Source organism: Ileibacterium valens, assembly GCF_001945525.1.
GTDB classification, from domain to species: Bacteria; Bacillota_I; Bacilli_A; order Erysipelotrichales; family Erysipelotrichaceae; genus Ileibacterium; species Ileibacterium valens.
In genome coordinates this window covers 1-18,419 of sequence record NZ_MPJW01000076.1, presented here as the reverse complement: position 1 = coordinate 18,419, position 18,419 = coordinate 1, and the positions used below count along the sequence as shown (strand labels likewise).

Below are 18,419 nucleotides of genomic sequence, written 5' to 3'. Positions count from 1 at the left end.
GGCAAAAGAAGGATAAAGGGCAAGGTCGAGATAATCATCGACAAAGGAACTGACAGTAGTGAAGACAGAATCCATCTCAATATGAGGGAAGAGAGAATGGAGCAGTGGCAAACGGCCCTGAATCGAGTTATAGTGTGTTTGGTAATTTTGTTTATTGAGCATGAACATATTTTACCAAAAAAAGGCACCTCATCCATTACGGATCAGGTGCCTCTTTTTATTTTTGGACTGTCAGAAATTTAACAGCCCCTTTGATCATTAAAGGTTTAATCAATCGAATTTTTTGAATGTTTTTTTTTGCATTGCAAAGACCATCAGGTAAAGAATGCTGATAAATCCCAGGATGATCCAGAAGGTGACTCTGTTATTCGTGGATGAATGAACATTTTTTGATGTATTAATTACATCTTCCGGTTCATTTTCAAACTCAATGAAATACTCTGCCTGTTCTTCCTGAAGAACGCCATTAATCGACAGACCATGATAGCCAAGGTTTAATTCGATTTTCTGATCACTCTTCTGATAGCCATCAGGTGCTTTAATTTCTTCAATACAGCTTTGACCAAATGGAATCATAAACGAAGCCTGATAATTGGCTCCTTCCTGTCTTTGAATCACCTGTTGATCATCTGCATCCTTAAGTTCAAATACAAATCCATCCTGAATCTGTTTTTTGGTTTTTGTATCAATTTTATGAATCACCAGTTCGGGCAGTCTGGAGATTTTTGGCGAGATCTGAATATTCAAATCCATTTGTGAAGTGGTTTGATTCAGGCAGGGAAGCATACATAGAGCAGGCAAAATAATGCAGTTTTCAGGCCTATCCAGGCAATAAAGCAGGTAAACCCCCTGTCCTAACGAATCAAAAATAGCTTTTCCGGATGAGTTCATCTTCTTTTCAAAATCGACAGGGATGTGATTCTGATTGGTATAGTCAAGCAAATCAACAGCTGTTTTTAAAAGTACAGCAGCAGAATCGATTTCTGAAAGCGAAAGGTGTTCCTGTTCAAATTTAGAAAATTCATCCTTATAGACAAAAGTTCCATCCAAAACCTCTCCAACCTGTATTAAGCCAAAACTTAGACGATTCAGATCGATTTTTAGATCCGATTCCAGGATATCCTGATCGATCAATACCTCAATGCTGCCATTCTGATCTGCCCTGACTATGCCAGGAATATTCAGAAAGAACAGACTGGCGATCAGGCAGACACTCACAAGAGCGCCCCATTTGATTTGTTTTAGCCGATGAAATATCATCTTCATTTCCACCATCCTTTCCGGAAGATCCTTATCGTGATCACAACCAGGCCAATAACTAAGATCAATAGTGGAAGAAGAAGCATCAGCCAATAGGTCAATGAACCCCTTTTTGATTGAATCACTGTTTCTTTTTCTTCAATATTAGGAATTCTTTGTCCTGTAACGATCAGACGATGAGAGTTGATTCCATAAGGCGTACAGGTAATGAGACTGATCAGATCCTGATCTTTCTGAGGCTGCAGGACAGAGAGATCATCCGGATCAACAACCTGAATCTTTTTGACCTGATAGGTCATTTTCTGATCTGCAGTCTGCACCCAGAAAAGATCACCTGTTTCAAGTTCATCCAATCGGGTAAATAATCTTCCCGATGCCGAACCGGTATGAGCACTTAATGCTGAATGCATCCCCCTTTGACCAATTGGAAAGGGAGTAGTTTCAAGATGACCCACTCCATGACTTAGTACCTGAGCACTGGTGGAATGATAAATCGGCAGATGAACATCGATGGATGGAATATCAATTACCCCCATAATTCCATCCTGATAATTCAGAATGCTCCTGTACTCTTCTGCTTTCTGTTCATTCAAAGGAAATGAAAGAGCCGAAAGTTCAATATTCCATTTTTTAGCTCTTTTCATTTCATGCTCAATTTGTTTGTAAGATTGATCCAAGACATCCGATTGAAATGTATCAATTAGATTCTGATTCTGAACCCAGTCAACCATCGGTAAAATTAAAACCAGCAGACACAGAATCAGACCACATAAAATACTGAATCCTCCAAGTATTCGTTTTATGGATATTTTTTGAAATCCTGAAAGTCGGCCTTTCTGAAGATTCTCAAACCTGTTCTTTTTGGATCTTAAACCGGTCTGAACACTATTCTCCTGTCTTAAAGTCTTCATGATCACTTTGCATTATGGAATCTGAATCCTTATGATCAATTGCATTGTCACGATCCAGGCTGCCTTGATCGATTTTGCCTGCTTTAGACTTCTTACGAGTAGATAACAGGTAAGCTCCAGTGCTGATTGCAATGACTCCAGCGCCCAGAAGGATGGCAGCTCCATAGGATCCCGTTGAAGGCAGCTGATAACCGATCTGGTTGACAATTTTATTCTGAATCGATCCATTGGCCAGGTTTGTCTGTAAATCTTTGGTGTTTGTTGAAGCAACGCCCATGTAATAAGTCGTCGTCGAAGCCTTGGCATGCAGCGTGGAAAGTCCCTGATTTGGAATGGCATTGAAAGTCGATTCAATGATGATTTTTATTGGATCCTGAATTGGACGATATCCATCTGGGGCTGCAGTTTCTTTTAGATAATAGGTTCCTGCATCCAGACCATAAATGACAAATGATCCATCCGCTTCAGAAACCATTTCTTCACCAGTCCCTCCAGCAGCTGTATCGGGGTTTAGCACGACGTAGCCGTTCGTGCCTTTTTTTAAAATAACTTCATTGGTACAGGCTTCGTCGTAATACAGGCGGAATTTTGCGCCAGCTAAGGGAGCATCCTGGTTATTGACTTTTAAATTGTCGAGCTGATAGGTAAAAACGGCTGTTTCTTCCCAGGGGGTAAATTCCGTCTGTCCAGTCTGGGTATGTTTTGGGTTATTGGAGAATTCCAGGCGAACTCTGTTTTCCAAAGGTTTACCCGTCTGATCAGCCGCTGTTTCATTCAGAGTGGCCGTATATTTAATCTCCATTTGCTGTCCATAAGAATTCTGATTTCCAGAGCCAGGAAATAAACGATTGACTACTGATTTTAGATCGGCAAATCGAATCGAAAAGGTTTCATTTGGATCTGCGTTCTGAATGATCTGATAATCAGAAGAGGGGACTGTCTTCGCATTTCCACTGGCATCCGTTAATTTTATCGAAACGGAAGATGGATCAAATGTCAGAGCAGAATTCAGCTGATCATGAAAAATGAACTGATAGGTCGTGTAACCAGTCATGTTAGGGACATTGGCAAGGTATCGAAAGGGAACTCTGGCTCCAATCTCAAAATCAGACATGATCTGCCAATTTCCTGAGGGATTCTGGTTCTGAGCTTTATCGCCAACTTGCTTTTCAACTGTTGGTAAATCCGATTTGATCTGCAGCTGTGAGGATGGATTTAAGGTCGTCATCATCGTTAAGGAAGCGGCCTGAGAAGATGGAATCAATCCAGAATCTTCATCAATCAGATAATAACCATACTCAAGACCCGAAATTACAATGCGATTATCAGCCGATGTCCCTGTGACTTTTACCGTATAATCCGGCTGATCGTTCTGAATCAGAGTGACCGTCAGTTCTTCCACAAACAATCTGAAATCAGAACTGGCTGATTGAAGCGGCTGATCGCTTGAAGCCCCTGGATTTGGGCTCACGCCTGGTTCTCTTAAGGACTGGATATAATCGACCGCAAATGCTTCATCAATACTGGCAGTCGGTTTTCCTGTTCTTTTCGAAATCACGCTTTGCAAGGCGTCTTTATATTCGGGATTCCAAGTATAGTTGATGGAAGCCTGGTCAGCAGAGGAACTGACATTAAATAAGCGGAATAAATTAAATGTTTTACCCTGCAGACTCTGTCCCTGATTGCCAACGATTGTCAAAGAAGCGTTCCCGCTTTGAAAATCGATCTGACCAGATCCATTCGTTGATTCAGATACAAGAGGCAGAGTATTTGGCTCGAATGCAAAAGCCGGTTCAGGACAGTTCTGATAAAGCAAAGCAGCTGCTGCAAATGTGATGGCTGATCTGCTGATATGTAAAAATCGTGAATTTCTGTATTTATTCATCATTTCTTATCATCTCCATAGGCGATCAATTGGCCTGGTTCCGATACTCCATGATTACCTTTTAAAGCTCTAACGCATCCCTTTCAATTCAGAAGACCAGATATAAATCCCATAATCAACGATAAAATGTGAAATAAAGCGGCTAAAATACAGAAGAAATATCAAAAATGACAAATATAGGACCAACATAGAAATTTGTTATCGTTTGAAGGAAATGAAAGTGAACGAGATGTGAGATCTTGCTGAAGAAAACTGGAATGATTCAGGAACAAAGCTGGAATCAATTATGAAGATCGCTTTAGACATCAGACTCTCTTAAAAGAGCAGAGAAACGATTCATTCTTATCAGAATGATACTTCTTTAAATTTGTCATCATCCTGTCATTCACATTAGTTTTCGATATTTTAAAAGTGAAAGAATCCAGAAAATACACAACTGGAAAACAGGGAATGGATTGTGTTGAATCAGAGATAACCGATACTCCAATCATCGGAGAACCAAATGAATAATAAATACAGATCAGCTTTTTACCAGGCACTGATTATCTTTCTGTCGATCTTTATGAGTCTTGGAAGTTTTGAACTCTCCAGAGATGTCTTCGCCAATTCGCCAGATCAGGAAGAAAAGGTCTGGATCAAAATCAAAGCGGGACAAGGAGGAAGGATCGAAGTAAAACTGAATGATAACCAGATGTATGCGACTCCTGACCCGGATGGAATTACTGAGTTTCAGGTTATGAAGGGAAGTAATCTGTCTGTTCTTATTGATACCAATGAAAACAGACAAATAGATAAGGTATTCCTGAATGATGAAAATCTTGCAGATATTGAGTCATCGAATCAAGAATACCGATTCGATCTGAAAGCAAGGTCAGATATTCGCATTGAAGCGTTTTTCATAGAGAATATAAAGAACCCTCAATCCACTGATGAAGATTTAAGTCAGAACAATCCGGATTCTGAAAATCTGACTGAAGAATCTGTAAATTCAGATCAGAATTCAAAGCCCAATTTCTCAGAAGGTAATACTTCGGATGAAGCAATTGATTGTGAACCGGATGATTTTGCAGAAAATCAGGCAGATCAGAATAAATCGGATCAGCCGCCGGAAGATTTTTCTGAAAACAATCCATCGAATCCGAATGCGGATGAGATTGAAAAAACAGATGATGAATCTGCTGCAGATTTATCGATGCAGACTGTTGAATTCAGTCCACAGGCAAAAAAACTTTATGAGCAGAACAATCAGAAACCTCAATATTCACAATCACTACAGAACAGTGCTTCTTTAGAATGGATCCCTCAGAGTGATGATCAGAAGATCACAGATGGTTTGCTTGAAATCAGAACAGACCAGCCTTTTGATCTTATGATTAATGCTGCATTAAAGGCTGAAAGCCAGAACAATGATTCACAGAATGCAGAATATCAGAACAGAGAACCAGAAAAGATCGAAAATACACTCGAACAATCCGGCAGCAATGAGATCGGATTTCAGAAAGGACAGCTTCGATTTGTTTTCGATCAATCGTTTTTTGAAGATTTAAATGGATCAGAACAAGATATTGAAGTTACATTGGATGATGATGCATTTGGACTTTGTAAAAATGAGGATCAGATCATTCTGATCAATACAAAGGACATTCCTGAAAACAGCTGGAATGGAACATTGCAGATTTTTCAAAAGAATATTCAGCCTGAAAAGCTGTTCAGAAACAAAGAGAAGACACAAACAGAAATTTCATCAAAGATGATCACGATAAAACCAGAAATGCTGGTTGATGATGAAGTTCAGTTTTCTTTGCATTCCAATACATTAAGTGCAGTTTTAACCAGGCCGGAAATGAGCAGGGATCCTAAGGATACTCCAGGAGCAACGATCTCAAAAACCGGAGCGGCTTATCGAATCATGCCGAATTCCGGTTCTGAAAATATACCGGATTCAATTGTTCCGCTGCCGCAGTTTCAGGTTTATTCTCCAACCACCGGCGAAACAAATTTAGCGTATTGCTGCATGCCTCAGGTTCCAGAACAATTAGGTGCTGCCACCGAATATAATCTTCCAGAATGGACATCACAGAGGCTGAATGGAAATATTCGAATCATGACTGAAAGCACGGCGAAGTATCTGGCAGGAATGTGCTTTTACTTTTACAATCACAGCCATTTTGGCAGTTATGGAAATGCCATAGACAATATGACTCCAGATTCCACCTTATGCAGAGGGCTGCTGGCAGTAAACACCTGGAGAATCATGGCGCAGAAGCATCCATATTTAAGTCCGGTAGGAATTCATACCTCCATTTATACCGACGGTTACTATATTGATGGCGTGAATATGGGAGCTTCGATTTCTGATCAGAAAAGACTGTTTCAGGATGCCTACAACTGGTGTACGGCTAACTTTGATAATCCAGATGCAGCAAATGGCAGATCGCTGAGTTCTCTGGCTTTTGCTCTTCGATTTTATAAAGCAGCAGGGCAGAGCATGTCCACTGCGCAAGGAGTTGTCAGTTATCGAAGAATCCCAATGCTTCCTGAAATCGGTCATCTATCGATTCAGAAAAAATCTTTGCTGCCTGATATCAGCAATTCCAATAACTTCTACAGCGTTGCTGGAGCAGAATATACCGTCTATGATTCTTCCAATCAGGCAGTGGCCGTGATGACAATTGGGGATGATTCCAATGATAACTGGTCCAATATTGTCGAATTGCCTTTTGGAAACTATACCTATAAGGAAACCAAGCCAGCTAAAGGGTATACATTGGATCCAACGATTTATTCAGTCACGATTGATCAGGCTTCTGCTCATCCGGCTGGATTCAAGAATATGCATCATGTTTATGCCAAAGATACCCCAAAAAGCTGTCCAGTTAAGATTGTTCTTCAAAAAGTGGATGATCAGACCGGAAAGAATGAACCACAGGGAAGCGGATCATTGGCAGATGCTGAGTTTACTTTAAAATTTTATGCCGGAGTGAATCCCAATCTGAATCAGAATCCGACGAAAACCTGGGTGATGAAAACCAATCAGAAGGGTGAAATTCGCTTTGAAGATACTTATAAGGTTTCAGGAGATGCCTTTTATCTCAATTCCAGACAGCAGCCCTGTCTGCCTGCTGGAATACTTATCATTGAAGAAACGAAGGCTCCAGAAGGATATATGAAATCGGATGAAGTCATTACCATGATCATTGATCCAACACTGGAAACTGAAGATGCGATGGTTTATCAGGTTCCTGAATGTAAGGAAAGACCTGTAGAAGCAATGCTCATCAAAAAACAGGCAGACAGTAACGTCGGGATTGAAGGCGCGGTTTTTGAATGGACTGATCCATCTTCTATTAAACGGCAGCTGACGATCGATTCCGATGGAAAGATTGTCTTAAAAGGACTATCAGAAGGAAAGCATACCTTAAAGGAGATCGAGGCCCCTGAAGGCTATCAGAATCTGAAAGAAGAAATTTTTCTGAATGTAAAAGATCAGAAGCCAATCTGGCAGATTCCATCTGACGCCAACTGGATTACAACCGAAGGCAGGGATGATCAGGTCATTGTATTTGATGAAGTGGCTGACTGGTCTGTATCTATCATCAAAAAAGATGATCAGAACAACCCACTTGAAAATGCACTCTTTACTCTGTATCAGGATGAACAATTAACGAACCCAATTGCCAGCCTGAACAGTGATAAGCATGGAAACCTGCAGTTTGATAACCTGAAAAACAATACGACTTATTATCTTGAAGAAACCAGATCACCTGAAGGCTATCCTCAGACCAAAATGGTCTGGAAGCTTAAAGCCAAATGTGATCCAGCAAAGAATCAGTTCGAAGTCCTGGTCAATGATCAGCCTTCTTCGAGCATTTCAATCCATGAAAAGCGCTTAACACTTCATCTCGATATTATGAATATCCCGGGAATGCAGCTTCCTGATACCGGTTTGAAGGATCAGTTAGTCCTTTGTCTTCTGGTTTTAACTTTGATGTTTGCGGGATTCTGTTTGAATCGCTTAGCAGGTAAGGAAAATTCGGATATGAACAACTGATTTAAAAAATAAGATTGTATATAAAAAGATCGGCCCGCATTTTCGAAAACGATTCGAGAATATGGATCGATCTTATTTTTTTCTTTATTATTTCTTCAAAAAACTGCTTTTAATGAGTTTGAAATCTAATTTGTTGTGAACCTCTTTTGCCAGCTGACTTAGTTTTTCGGTTAATGGACCTTCGATCTGTATGATCCGCCCTGCATCTTTTGCAGGATACAGAGACATTGGATTGGCTTTTAAATTCATTTCGATGAAGTGAATTTGAGGACTGTATTCAAGAATCTGTCTAACCAATGGACGAATCCAGCCATTATTAGCCGATACACCCAACTCGAGAATTACCGCTCTTGGATGCGTCTGTAAAAAGGCGTTGAGATCATTGATCTTATTCTGAAAATGAGTGCTGTTTGTATATCCGTTCATTTCAAGATCTGCAGGTGAAGTGATTGAAGAAAGTTCATTTCTTTCAATTCTGCTATGATCTTTGCGGTAGTTCATTCTTCCTTCAAGATAAAAGACATCCTTTTCAGGATAACCTGCCTGAACAAATCGGTCTTCACTATTAGTTGTCAGAATAAAAGCGGCTTTATTGCTGGTGATTTCCTGAAGACTTTTCATAGCTTCGCTTACCGGTTTATCATAATGAATCTGGCGAAGCAGTCTTTCATAGAATTCACTGAATGGTTTTCCATCATGAATATATCCCTGAAGCCCCTGCAGAGGGATCTGAATATCATATTTCCTAATGAAGTCAGAAAAATTATTTTCAAACCATTGACTGGGTTGTAAAATCGCAAATCCTTCTGAAATGGAAAAGCCATTTGCTGCACAGACGATGATTCCATCCGCTTGTTCAATCCAGTCAGCAGCCTGCTGCATCAAAGCAGCTGAATCCACGTTTCTTAAATCTTCTGTATTCATTGTTAAACCACCTTTCTGCTTCCTGACATTCACAATTAAACATGATCAAAAATCACTGCTTATGAATGTCCCGGAATGATCGCTTTATCAGTCCTTGGACTGGTTTTCTTCTTCTTTGAGCTTGACTGCATCACGAAAGACTTCTGCAATTCCTTCATGAATAGCGCGGCCTTTATCTTCAAGCGCTTCTGGAAGTAATGCATCTTTTAGATTGATCGAAATATAATAAGCAAAAGGAAGCTGATAAGTTAACTGCCAGAAAGGTTCGTGAATAAACATTGGAGTCATGCGTCCTACTCCAAGTTCTATAAATAAAATCTTCTTGCCAGACCAATGATCAAGAAATTGACGAATCATACGATACTGTTCGTTATATTTGGATTTTTCCAGAAAGCCGGGATGTCTTACCAGGGCATCAATTCAGTTCCATCTTCAGGATCTCTTGGGATTAATTCATCCGGAATGGCGGTTTTTCCACCTTCCATAGAAGCGTACATCTTATCAACCATTTGCCGGTTATCCCAGATTTTATCTTTCTGACCATAGTCTTTCCGCTGAAAATAACGCCAGTCTCCCTGAATGATGGAGATTTTATCAGCAGGTAAATCCTGGAAAAACAAAAAATCCTGATTGGTCGTCATGATATGATAGGGCTTATCCTGAAGCAGGATTTTTAGGTCCTTATAAACCTGGCCAGCTTTATATTCATAAAGATGATGAACCAGAGTGGCAATGGCAGCCCATCTTTCATTTGTCGTTTTATATGGATAATAGAAAGCATCAAAAGCAGAACGAACCCCATATTTGTTTCTGAAGCTTTTGAAAACTCTTTTGAATTCATTATCGTCCTGATACCAGAAATGTTTACCATCTGCCGCTGACAGACCACTGGCAGCTCCGACCAGGACGGCATCGCTTTCCTGGATTTTCTGAAGCAGAAATTCTGCGTTGCAATATTGATTATTGTTCATCGTACACGCCTTCTTTCTGAAAAGAAGTTAACGTGTATTTGATATGAATACAAGAAGATCACTCATGGAGGTTTTTTATGAATTATTCAACCCGTACTGCAGATGCAGTTCATTTACTCGTATTGATTCATCAGGGCCAGGTGGATTTAGTCAGTGAAGCTTTGGCTAAAAGTATGGCCTCAAGCCCGGCTCATATTCGCAAACTCATGGCTAAACTGAAAAAGGGAAATCTGATACAGAGCAGACAGGGAAAGGCCTGTCCAAAACTGGCAAAAGATCCAAAAGAAATTACTCTGCTGGATATTTATCAGATCATGGAAGATGGAAAATGCATTCTGCATCTGGATACTCATACCAATCCGGATTGTCAGCATGGGATATATATTCAGAAAGTGCTCCAGGAAAACTATGATTCCTTACAGAATAAATTCGAACAGGAACTGAACAGTATTACTCTGCAGAGTCTGATTGATCAGTATTGTGAAAAACTTCAACAGATCAAATAAGAACATCCAATTAGAATCATTCAAAATGAGAATAATTAAAAATCACTGTCTGATCAGCAATCAGAAAATATCAGGAAATAGAAAAACGAGTCCTTCAGGCAAAGAACTCGTTATCTTAAAATGAACTAGATTTGCTTTCGTTCAACCACTTAAGCAGTCGATTGTTCTTAATTGAGTAATGATCACCAGCTTTAAAGAGCGAAGATGCTCAACGATAAATGAATTGAACTAACGTAAATCTGCTGGCAGATGATCGAGCAGGGAAATCATTTCCAAAGCTCCTAAAGCACAGTCATAGCCTTTGTTTCCCGCTTTTGTTCCTGCACGTTCGATGGCCTGTTCAATTGTATCTGTGGTCAGGATTCCAAACATAACTGGAATTTCTGATTCAAGAGATACTGCGGCAATTCCTTTGGAGACTTCATTACATACATAATCATAGTGACTGGTAGCTCCTCGAATGACTGCGCCTAGGCAGATCAGAGCATCATATTTTTTGCTTTTAGCCATTTTTTTGGCGGCTAATGGAATTTCAAAGGCGCCAGGAACCCAGCAATAATCGATATCGTCATCACAGACATTGTGACGCACCAGACCATCCTGAGCTCCGGCAAGCAGTTTTGATGTGATGAATTCATTGAATCGGGCAACTACAATTCCGATCTTTGGCTGGCTGACCTGAAAATTTCCTTCGATTTTGTTCATAAGTTTATCCTCCTGATCCGACTTATAAGCCAGATCGATTATTTTTGATTGTTTTGATTTTGTTTTGGTTATGTCTATGGATTTGGTTTCTATTTGAAATTCTCTAATAACAGTATTGATGAATTTTTAAAACCTTTTTTATATGGAATCGACAGAGGTTTCAGTTATCAATTTTTTTTAATGTTTGTCATTTATTTTGTTCGTTAATTACTGATCGTTTTGGTTAATATGAAGCAGATGGCCCATTCGATCCTGTTTAGTCTGCAGGTAAAAATGATCATGTTCGCAGGCTTCAATTTCTACAGGAATCCGGCTGCTGATTTGAATTCCATACTGTTCAAGCTGTGTTACCTTGTCTGGATTGTTTGTCATCAGCTCAATACTTTTAACATTTAAAAAATTCAAGATCTGCGCAGCAATAAAATAATCGCGTTCGTCGGCCCCAAAACCCAGATGCAGGTTGGCATCCAGTGTGTCATAGCCCTGTTCCTGCAGCTCATAAGCCAGAAGCTTATTGAGAAGACCGATTCCTCTTCCTTCCTGTCTGAGGTAGATGAGTATTCCTTCACCTCGTTCTTCAATCGCTCTTAAGGATCTTTCGAGCTGTTCGCCGCAGTCACAACGCTTTGATCCGAATACGTCACCGGTTAAGCATTCAGAATGCATCCGGCACAGAACGTTTTTCCTGTTGGAAACTTCGCCTTTGATTAATACAATCGGTTCAGTCTGATCTAAACTTGCAAAACCATAGGCTGTAAAGTTTCCGTATTTTGTCGGTAAAGAAACTTTTGCTTTTTGTTCAACCAGACAATCTTTCATTTTCCGGTACTTTTGCAAATCAGCGATCGAAATCATTTTCAGATCATGTTTTTTTGCAAAATCCATCAACTCCTCAGTCCGCATCATTGAGCCATCTTCGCTCATAATTTCACAGCAGATACCGCAGGCTTCCAGGCCGGCAAGCTTGCATAAATCAACCGTAGCTTCGGTATGTCCATTTCTTTCAAGCACACCTTTTGGTTTGGAAATTAAAGGAAATAAATGGCCGGGTCTTCTGAAGTCTTCGGGTCTTGATTCAGGATTGGCACAGGCTGCTGCTGTAACGGCTCTTTCTTTTGCCGAAATTCCAGTTGTGGTAGATATATGGTCGATCGAAACTGTAAATGCAGTTTCATGATTATCAGTATTCTTTTCGCACATTGCTTTGAGGTTCAGCCTCTGAGCAATTTCTTCGGAAAGCGGCATACAGATGAGACCTTTAGCAAAAGTAGCCATGAAATTGATATTTTCCTGATTGGCAAACTCGGCTGCACAGATCAGATCTCCTTCATTTTCGCGATCTGGATCATCGATGACCAGAATCACCTTTCCACTTTTAAGATCTTCGAGCGCTTCGTCGATCGTATTTAATTGTGTCATTATGATTAACTCCTTTTTCTGAGTGATTAATTTTTTGTATAGAATTTCGAATATTTCTAAAAAGGAAATTCTTAATAACCAAAGCCATGACTTAAAAGAAATTCCTGAGTAATCCCACTTGTCTGTGATTTCTGGCTCTTGTGGTCTGTCGATCCAGCCTGCAAAAAACGAAAGACGTATTTGCCGATCAAATCTGTTTCCAGGTTGACTGGATCATTGACTTTTTTGTTATACAAGGTAGTGATTTTGGCCGTATGGGGAATGATTGACACTTCGAAAGAATTGTCATCTACTGCACTGACTGTCAGTGAAATTCCATCGATTGTAATGGACCCCTTTTCAACAATTTGTTCAAGAATATGAGGATCAGCACTGATCCTGATCCGGAAGGCGTTTTCATCCGGTTTAATATTTACGATCTTTCCTGTTCCATCGATATGACCGCTGACAATATGTCCATCTAGCCGTCCATTTGCCAGCATGGCTCTTTCCAGATTGACTTTGCTTCCAGTTTTTAAAATTGATAATGAAGATCGATTCATCGTTTCAGGCATTACATCGGCCGTAAATGAATCTCCTGAGCAGCTGGTTACGGTCAGGCAGATTCCATTGACGGCAATGCTCTGACCGATCTGAGTATGATCAAGTACCGTTTTTGCAAGAATCGTTATCCGGGCTGAGTTGGCCTTTTTCTCAATGGACTTCACCGTTCCACATTCTTCAATGATCCCTGTAAACATTTGATTCAATTTCTCCTTCAATCAGAAAATCTGCGCCAATAGTATGCACCTTACAGCCCTTAACTTTTATGCAATCGGAGGGATACCAGGCTCCCTGACCGCCAATCGGCGATTTTGAGTGAGTTCCTCCAAATAGCTTCGGGGAAATGTAGGTATAAACTTTCTGCACAAGCCCCTGATCCAGTGCGCTGGCTGCAATAGCTGGACCACCTTCGATGAGAACGCTGTTAATTTTCATCTGTCCAAGCTGATAAAAAAGATCTTTCAGATCGACCTGATTGTCTTTTGACTGGCAGATCAGAACAGTGACTCCAGCTTTTTCATATTCAGCAATTTTTGTTGAATCATTTTGACAGGTCGCTGCAATCAGAGGGATATTTTTAGCACTTTGAACCAGCTGAGAATCCAGGGGAAGTCTTAAATGGGTATCAACTACAATTCGTATCGGATCCTTAGTGTTTTCAAGACGACAATTCAGCATGGGATCATCTTTTAGGACTGTATTGATTCCAACCAGAATCGCAGCATATTCATGTCGTAATAAATGAACCTGATTTCTTGCCTTGGATGAAGTAATCCATTTTGACTCCCCTGAAGCGGCTGCAATCTTGCCATCCAGAGTCATCGCATATTTCAAGGCACAGTAGGGATAACCGGTCTGTATCCAATAAAGAAAGGCCTGATTGAGCTGTCTGCATTCCTGTTCAAGAATTCCATTTCGAACCAGGATTCCATGATTTTTTAGGATTTCAATGCCTTTTCCAGCAACCAGTGGATTTGGATCCAGGCATCCAACCACGACTTCTTTGATTCCCGATTCGAGAATGGCCTCGGTACATGGCGGCTGATTTCCATGATGACAGCAAGGCTCAAGCGTCACATATAGAGTGGCATCTTTGGCGGATTGTCTGCAGTTGGCTAGTGCTTCTCGTTCTGCATGTAAGGATCGATACTTCTGATGCCAACCTTTGCCGATGACTTTTCCATCCTTGACAATCACGGCTCCGACCATTGGATTCGGAGAAGTCCATCCCCGGCCTTTTTTTGCCAGATCAAGAGCCATCCTCATGTATTTCTGATCATCCATAGTTTTTCTCCTTTCAACAAAACAACTTCGACAAAAAACGTGCCCTGAAAAAGTTCTTCAGTACACGTTTAAACGAAAAGGCATTATGAAAAGAAACCCTGGATTGCTTAGCAATCCAGGGCCTGTAATCAGTTAAATTAAAAACATTCTTCTGATTTCTTTGGAATACTCAATTCGAAAAGTTTGAATTCATCACGAAGTATCCATAAGAAGGTACAGAAAAACATCCAAAAGCTATAAGCTTTCGAAGCTTCTTTTCCCATTATGAAAAATGTTTTACATATTGAACTAATCTTCTTCCATCCAGACTCTACTGTCGGCTTCGGAGTTTCACCGAATCGTGCCTTACGGCTCGCGGGCTGTACCGCCGGTGGGGAATTTCACCCCGCCCTGAAGATTTATTTTGTTTTCAAACAGAGTATAACCAATGATTTTATTTTAGCAAGTCACAAATCTTCCCGAATTTGAATTCAGAACTGAACTTCTCATGAATCAGACATCAGAAATAATAGATTTAACTGTTCTTCTGGGATGATGATTTCTAACTTTTCTCATTGCTTCGATTCAGAAAGTATTGATATTTCTCTCTAGATATTCCTTTCTAAATTCAATGTTCAAATCTCTGTCACAGAAGGCGTTTTCAGAAAAATTTATCTTTTTTTGTGCTGAACTGCCGGATTGCGGTGGATAAGAAAGCAGGTGCTCGCCTCAATCAGACAAGCATCCGACCAATAGAAAGGAAAGTGAATGATGAAAAGATTTAAAAAAAATTGTGTTTTAAGTCCGATCGGCCAGCAGAAAAGCCCGCTGACAAAGAGAAGAGAAGATGAAAAAGAGTCTGAACCAGGAAGGATTCGAAAAAAATGTTCAGAAAAAGAAGCACTGAAAAACAGACTGCTGCATTTTTCAGAATCGAAGAATAGTTTTTCATCCAATCCATCCAGTCGATATCCATCAGAGGATCTCAATGGTTTTACCATTCTTGAAATGATGATTGTCATGCTGGTCATTGCTCTGCTTTTGCTGGTGACTTTACCCAACATCCAGCAAAAGGAAAAAATTATTCGGGCCAAAGGATGTGAAGCCCTTCTTGATATTGTCGATTCACAGATTCTGCTCTATGAAATTGATCATCTTGAGACGCCTTCCGATATCTCTGATCTGATAGCAGAAGGATATCTTGACAAAGGACAGGATCGCTGTCCGGATGGTTCGGAAGTTTTTATTGATGATGGACAGGCATCTCACTGAAAAGAAAATGATCATTTCCAGAGCTAAGAAAATTAAGGCGAAAAAGCAGAATACTGACCTGAATAAAAAACAGAATATCGCCATGAAAAATGGATTTACATTGAGTGAATGTCTGGTCTGTCTGCTTATTGTCTGCATATTAATGATCACCACAAAAAGTTCGAATTCGTCATCTTCACTGCCGGTCTTCATGAAGCAGATGGAAAGCCGTTATCTACAGGTGCAGCAGCAATCATTTGCCTTAAAACAGGAAAAAAGAATTCGAATTGATGAAAACTATGCATTATTTGATCATCAAAAATTTCAATATCCAAAGGGAATTGTCTGTGAGCCTGCTTCATTTGGCTTTTCGAGCAGAGGCAATATTCAAACAGCCGGATCATTTATCTGCAGCAATGAAACAGAATCCATGAAATTGGTGATCCAGATTGGTACAGGAAGAATTCGTGATGAGAAAACGGAAGATTGAGACAGATTCAAAAAGAGTGTTGAAAAAAGATCACATAATCAGGATAGACACCACGAATGGGTTTTTATTACAAGATGCTTTAATGTCCTTATTGATCGTTTCCATTGGAATTCTGTTATTGATGGCGATGTCAGAGGCGCTTTTAAAATCTTCGAGGGTAAAGGCAAATGAAGAGATCGATACATCGTATTTTGAACAGTATTCATATTATTCGTATCAATGAAATTCATAATTCAAAACGATTTTATCATCATGAAAGCAAGAATCAGGCTGATTGTGATTTGTCAAAGAAGAAATTTAATGGATTTACATTAGCTGAAGCCTTATGCGGCCTGTTGTGTTCAATTGTTGTATTTGAGCTCTGTCTGCTCTGTTTACATTGTGCAGTAAAACTTACTGATGCCAATGAAGATCGGCAGATCCAGTTTGCAATTTTACAACTCAGAGAAGAGACAGCACTCAGTAATTATTGTTATATCGATAATAATGAACTGGTTTTGAAACGAGGAGAATCTGAATTTCGGCTGGGCTATAAAAATCATCGAATCGCCAAGACTCCCGGCTATGAAATTTTTCTGGAGAGAATCGAAGAAGGAGAATTTTATGATGAAGATGGCTGGATCTGGCTTCATATCGTTTATCAAAACAGAAGGATGCAATGGCAGATCATACAGACTAAAGAAAACTAAAAAGGATAAAAAATCTGCAAAGAGGCTAACGGGAATTACTCAAAAAAATGGATATGCAAGCATGGCTGCCTTAATGATCTTTGCTTTGCTGATTGAACTGAGTCTTCTGAGTGCTCAATTCGTCAGGCAATCTGCTTACCTGAAATTAGCGATCAGACAATCTGAAACAGATTTAGCCATCTATGATTATGCGAAAAGCATGGCTGAAGATCACTCTTATCAGAAGCGTTGTTTCAATTCAGATTTAAATGGTGAAATTCACCAAATACAGATTGATGGAAAAGAAATCGAATTTGAAGATCAGGAATCCTATATTGAAGCCAGATATGAAATTGATGGTCAGCCAATCAGAATGCATTTGTTTTATGACGAGAATGGAATTGTTGCTTTGAAATATTTCAATGATTGATTCTATGGATTTTCAATCACAAAACCTGAATTGATCTATTTTCAAACCTTCTGAGCCGACTGAAAGGCGGTTACAAATCTATATAAACAGGTTTTTGAGGCGAATGAGTGAATCGTGATAGAATCGAAGATTGTTCAAACGACATTGCAGGTCAGCGTTTTGATTTTCATGTTTTGTTCAAAGCGAGAAAAACGGACTTTAAACAGGATGAACTTTAAAACCACAATGAACATTGATTCAGATACTGAAAGGAAGAAAGGCAATTCCTCTTCACCAGCAATCCTGAAATAATTTATTTTCTGATACAGGATCGCTTAGTAGTGAAATCAGCTTGCCGCCAATCAATATGAAAAAACTATATATCTTGCGTCATGGACAGACGCTCTTTAATCAGAAGGAAATGGTGCAGGGACAATGTGATTCAAGACTGACTGATTTAGGAATCAGACAATCCGATGCAGCTGGACAATATTTTAAGGATCAGAATATCCGATTTGATTCAGTCTACACTTCAGACCTTCCCAGAACGGAAGAAACTCTGGAACAGTTTTATACTGGTCCTCACGAAAGACGTAAAGGTTTCAGAGAAAGAAGCTATGGTGTTTATGAAGGAGATTCGAATCTGTCCTTGATCAATATCATGGCAAATGCAAAAAATGCTTATGGAGTTTTAGGAATTGAAACTGATGATTCTTTAGTTAAACGAATGAAAGAAACTCTTGAAGAAGTCATGGATCAGCCAGGTAATGATACTGTTCTTGTTGTATCTCATGGTGATATTATGCGGACTTTTGCGGACTGGGTCGATGAAAAGAAGATGAGCGAATATGGCTTTATGCCAAATTGCGCCATCTTTGAATACGATTATGATGAAAAGACGAAGACTTTTGATCTGATCGGTGTGATTGATCAGCATGTCGCAGATATAAAAGCTGAAACCATCTGGAAAAATTTCAAGAAAAATGAAGAGTAAGCCATTCTGAATTTTGAATGGATAAAGACTTACGTGATCTGAGGATCTGTCAACTAAACTGTGTAAGTAGTTTTACAGCCGTTAGTTTACTGGACCAGTTCACTGCCTGATTCAAACACTACATGCCTGGTCTGTTCTGTCCAGGGTCCACAGGACCCCGAAGGGGCTT

At 39.8% G+C, this 18,419-nt stretch carries 17 protein-coding genes and 1 riboswitch; of the genes, 7 read left to right on the top strand and 10 right to left on the bottom strand.

What is annotated here, in order from left to right; all coding sequences use genetic code 11:
* Positions 1-270: 270 nt before the first annotated feature.
* The 3 genes from BO222_RS02770 to BO222_RS02760 are packed head-to-tail and all read right to left on the bottom strand — an operon-like array spanning position 271 to position 4,059.
* The gene (locus tag BO222_RS02770; protein ID WP_075818173.1) at positions 271-1,266 is read right to left on the bottom strand and encodes an MSCRAMM family protein; all 996 of its coding nucleotides are present in this window, start codon (positions 1,264-1,266) and stop codon (positions 271-273) included.
* Entirely contained in the window at positions 1,263-2,171 is a 909-nt protein-coding gene (locus BO222_RS02765) for a class C sortase (protein ID WP_075818172.1), read from the bottom strand. The genes BO222_RS02770 and BO222_RS02765 overlap by 4 nt, the downstream gene beginning before the upstream one ends.
* Positions 2,146-4,059: an isopeptide-forming domain-containing fimbrial protein gene (locus tag BO222_RS02760; protein ID WP_075818171.1), complete on the bottom strand. Its 1,914-nt coding sequence runs from the start codon at positions 4,057-4,059 to the stop codon at positions 2,146-2,148. Before BO222_RS02760 ends, BO222_RS02765 begins: the two co-directional genes overlap by 26 nt.
* Positions 4,060-4,558: 499 nt before the next feature.
* Between BO222_RS02760 and BO222_RS02755 the strand changes: the two genes are divergently transcribed.
* Positions 4,559-8,107, top strand: a complete 3,549-nt coding sequence (locus BO222_RS02755) for an MSCRAMM family protein (protein WP_075818170.1) — start codon at positions 4,559-4,561, stop codon at positions 8,105-8,107.
* Positions 8,108-8,194: 87 nt separating this feature from the next.
* On the opposite strand, the gene BO222_RS02750 is transcribed toward BO222_RS02755, so the two are convergent.
* The 3 genes from BO222_RS02750 to BO222_RS13925 form a co-directional block, all read right to left on the bottom strand.
* Positions 8,195-9,031: a hypothetical protein gene (locus BO222_RS02750; RefSeq protein WP_075818169.1), complete on the bottom strand. Its 837-nt coding sequence runs from the start codon at positions 9,029-9,031 to the stop codon at positions 8,195-8,197.
* An 87-nt stretch (positions 9,032-9,118) separates the two neighbouring features.
* Positions 9,119-9,388, bottom strand: coding sequence for a hypothetical protein (locus BO222_RS13930; RefSeq protein WP_198931982.1), 270 nt, complete (start codon positions 9,386-9,388; stop codon positions 9,119-9,121).
* A gap of 47 nt (positions 9,389-9,435) precedes the next feature.
* Positions 9,436-10,002, bottom strand: coding sequence for a hypothetical protein (locus BO222_RS13925; protein WP_198931981.1), 567 nt, complete (start codon positions 10,000-10,002; stop codon positions 9,436-9,438).
* Between the two features lie 77 nt (positions 10,003-10,079).
* Here BO222_RS13925 and BO222_RS02740 point away from each other — a divergent pair, with 77 nt between their 5' ends.
* Positions 10,080-10,508 carry an Rrf2 family transcriptional regulator gene (locus BO222_RS02740; RefSeq protein WP_075818168.1) on the top strand — a complete coding sequence of 143 codons (429 nt, stop codon included), beginning with the start codon at positions 10,080-10,082 and terminating at the stop codon, positions 10,506-10,508.
* Positions 10,509-10,736: 228 nt separating this feature from the next.
* On the opposite strand, the gene ribH is transcribed toward BO222_RS02740, so the two are convergent.
* From ribH to ribD, 4 genes are all read right to left on the bottom strand, one after another.
* Complete coding sequence (gene ribH, locus BO222_RS02735) at positions 10,737-11,213, bottom strand: 6,7-dimethyl-8-ribityllumazine synthase (protein ID WP_075818166.1); 477 nt, start codon at positions 11,211-11,213, stop codon at positions 10,737-10,739.
* A gap of 207 nt (positions 11,214-11,420) precedes the next feature.
* Positions 11,421-12,632 (bottom strand): bifunctional 3,4-dihydroxy-2-butanone-4-phosphate synthase/GTP cyclohydrolase II, encoded by a 1,212-nt coding sequence (locus BO222_RS02730; protein WP_075818164.1) that lies wholly within the window; start codon positions 12,630-12,632, stop codon positions 11,421-11,423.
* A gap of 71 nt (positions 12,633-12,703) precedes the next feature.
* Positions 12,704-13,372, bottom strand: coding sequence for a riboflavin synthase (locus tag BO222_RS02725; protein WP_075818162.1), 669 nt, complete (start codon positions 13,370-13,372; stop codon positions 12,704-12,706).
* Positions 13,353-14,459: a bifunctional diaminohydroxyphosphoribosylaminopyrimidine deaminase/5-amino-6-(5-phosphoribosylamino)uracil reductase RibD gene (ribD, locus tag BO222_RS02720; RefSeq protein WP_075818160.1), complete on the bottom strand. Its 1,107-nt coding sequence runs from the start codon at positions 14,457-14,459 to the stop codon at positions 13,353-13,355. The genes BO222_RS02725 and ribD overlap by 20 nt, the downstream gene beginning before the upstream one ends.
* A gap of 287 nt (positions 14,460-14,746) precedes the next feature.
* A riboswitch (FMN riboswitch) is annotated at positions 14,747-14,861 on the bottom strand.
* A gap of 345 nt (positions 14,862-15,206) precedes the next feature.
* Between ribD and comGC the strand changes: the two genes are divergently transcribed.
* From comGC to BO222_RS02690, 5 genes are all read left to right on the top strand, one after another.
* Positions 15,207-15,710 carry a competence type IV pilus major pilin ComGC gene (gene comGC, locus BO222_RS13265; protein ID WP_233131195.1) on the top strand — a complete coding sequence of 168 codons (504 nt, stop codon included), beginning with the start codon at positions 15,207-15,209 and terminating at the stop codon, positions 15,708-15,710.
* Complete coding sequence (gene comGD, locus BO222_RS02710; RefSeq protein WP_075818159.1) at positions 15,688-16,179, top strand: competence type IV pilus minor pilin ComGD; 492 nt, start codon at positions 15,688-15,690, stop codon at positions 16,177-16,179. The genes comGC and comGD overlap by 23 nt, the downstream gene beginning before the upstream one ends.
* A 281-nt stretch (positions 16,180-16,460) precedes the next feature.
* Positions 16,461-16,868: a competence type IV pilus minor pilin ComGF gene (locus BO222_RS02700; RefSeq protein ID WP_158024544.1), complete on the top strand. Its 408-nt coding sequence runs from the start codon at positions 16,461-16,463 to the stop codon at positions 16,866-16,868.
* Positions 16,783-17,277 (top strand): hypothetical protein, encoded by a 495-nt coding sequence (locus tag BO222_RS02695; protein WP_143356909.1) that lies wholly within the window; start codon positions 16,783-16,785, stop codon positions 17,275-17,277. The genes BO222_RS02700 and BO222_RS02695 overlap by 86 nt, the downstream gene beginning before the upstream one ends.
* A 346-nt stretch (positions 17,278-17,623) precedes the next feature.
* Positions 17,624-18,250 carry a histidine phosphatase family protein gene (locus BO222_RS02690; protein WP_143356908.1) on the top strand — a complete coding sequence of 209 codons (627 nt, stop codon included), beginning with the start codon at positions 17,624-17,626 and terminating at the stop codon, positions 18,248-18,250.
* Positions 18,251-18,419: the final 169 nt, after the last annotated feature.

Coding starts and splice junctions, on each gene's coding strand:
- BO222_RS02695 (WP_143356909.1), top strand. CDS start 16,783: ATGATGAAGATGGCTGGATCTGGCTTCATATCGTTTATCAAAACAGAA.
- BO222_RS02725 (WP_075818162.1), bottom strand. CDS start 13,372: ATGTTTACAGGGATCATTGAAGAATGTGGAACGGTGAAGTCCATTGAG.
- BO222_RS02740 (WP_075818168.1), top strand. CDS start 10,080: ATGAATTATTCAACCCGTACTGCAGATGCAGTTCATTTACTCGTATTG.
- comGD (WP_075818159.1), top strand. CDS start 15,688: ATGATGGACAGGCATCTCACTGAAAAGAAAATGATCATTTCCAGAGCT.
- BO222_RS02690 (WP_143356908.1), top strand. CDS start 17,624: ATGAAAAAACTATATATCTTGCGTCATGGACAGACGCTCTTTAATCAG.
- BO222_RS13930 (WP_198931982.1), bottom strand. CDS start 9,388: ATGATTCGTCAATTTCTTGATCATTGGTCTGGCAAGAAGATTTTATTT.
- ribD (WP_075818160.1), bottom strand. CDS start 14,459: ATGGATGATCAGAAATACATGAGGATGGCTCTTGATCTGGCAAAAAAA.
- ribH (WP_075818166.1), bottom strand. CDS start 11,213: ATGAACAAAATCGAAGGAAATTTTCAGGTCAGCCAGCCAAAGATCGGA.
- BO222_RS02755 (WP_075818170.1), top strand. CDS start 4,559: ATGAATAATAAATACAGATCAGCTTTTTACCAGGCACTGATTATCTTT.
- BO222_RS02765 (WP_075818172.1), bottom strand. CDS start 2,171: ATGAAGACTTTAAGACAGGAGAATAGTGTTCAGACCGGTTTAAGATCC.
- BO222_RS13925 (WP_198931981.1), bottom strand. CDS start 10,002: ATGAACAATAATCAATATTGCAACGCAGAATTTCTGCTTCAGAAAATC.
- BO222_RS02770 (WP_075818173.1), bottom strand. CDS start 1,266: ATGAAGATGATATTTCATCGGCTAAAACAAATCAAATGGGGCGCTCTT.
- BO222_RS02760 (WP_075818171.1), bottom strand. CDS start 4,059: ATGATGAATAAATACAGAAATTCACGATTTTTACATATCAGCAGATCA.
- comGC (WP_233131195.1), top strand. CDS start 15,207: ATGATGAAAAGATTTAAAAAAAATTGTGTTTTAAGTCCGATCGGCCAG.
- BO222_RS02730 (WP_075818164.1), bottom strand. CDS start 12,632: ATGACACAATTAAATACGATCGACGAAGCGCTCGAAGATCTTAAAAGT.
- BO222_RS02750 (WP_075818169.1), bottom strand. CDS start 9,031: ATGAATACAGAAGATTTAAGAAACGTGGATTCAGCTGCTTTGATGCAG.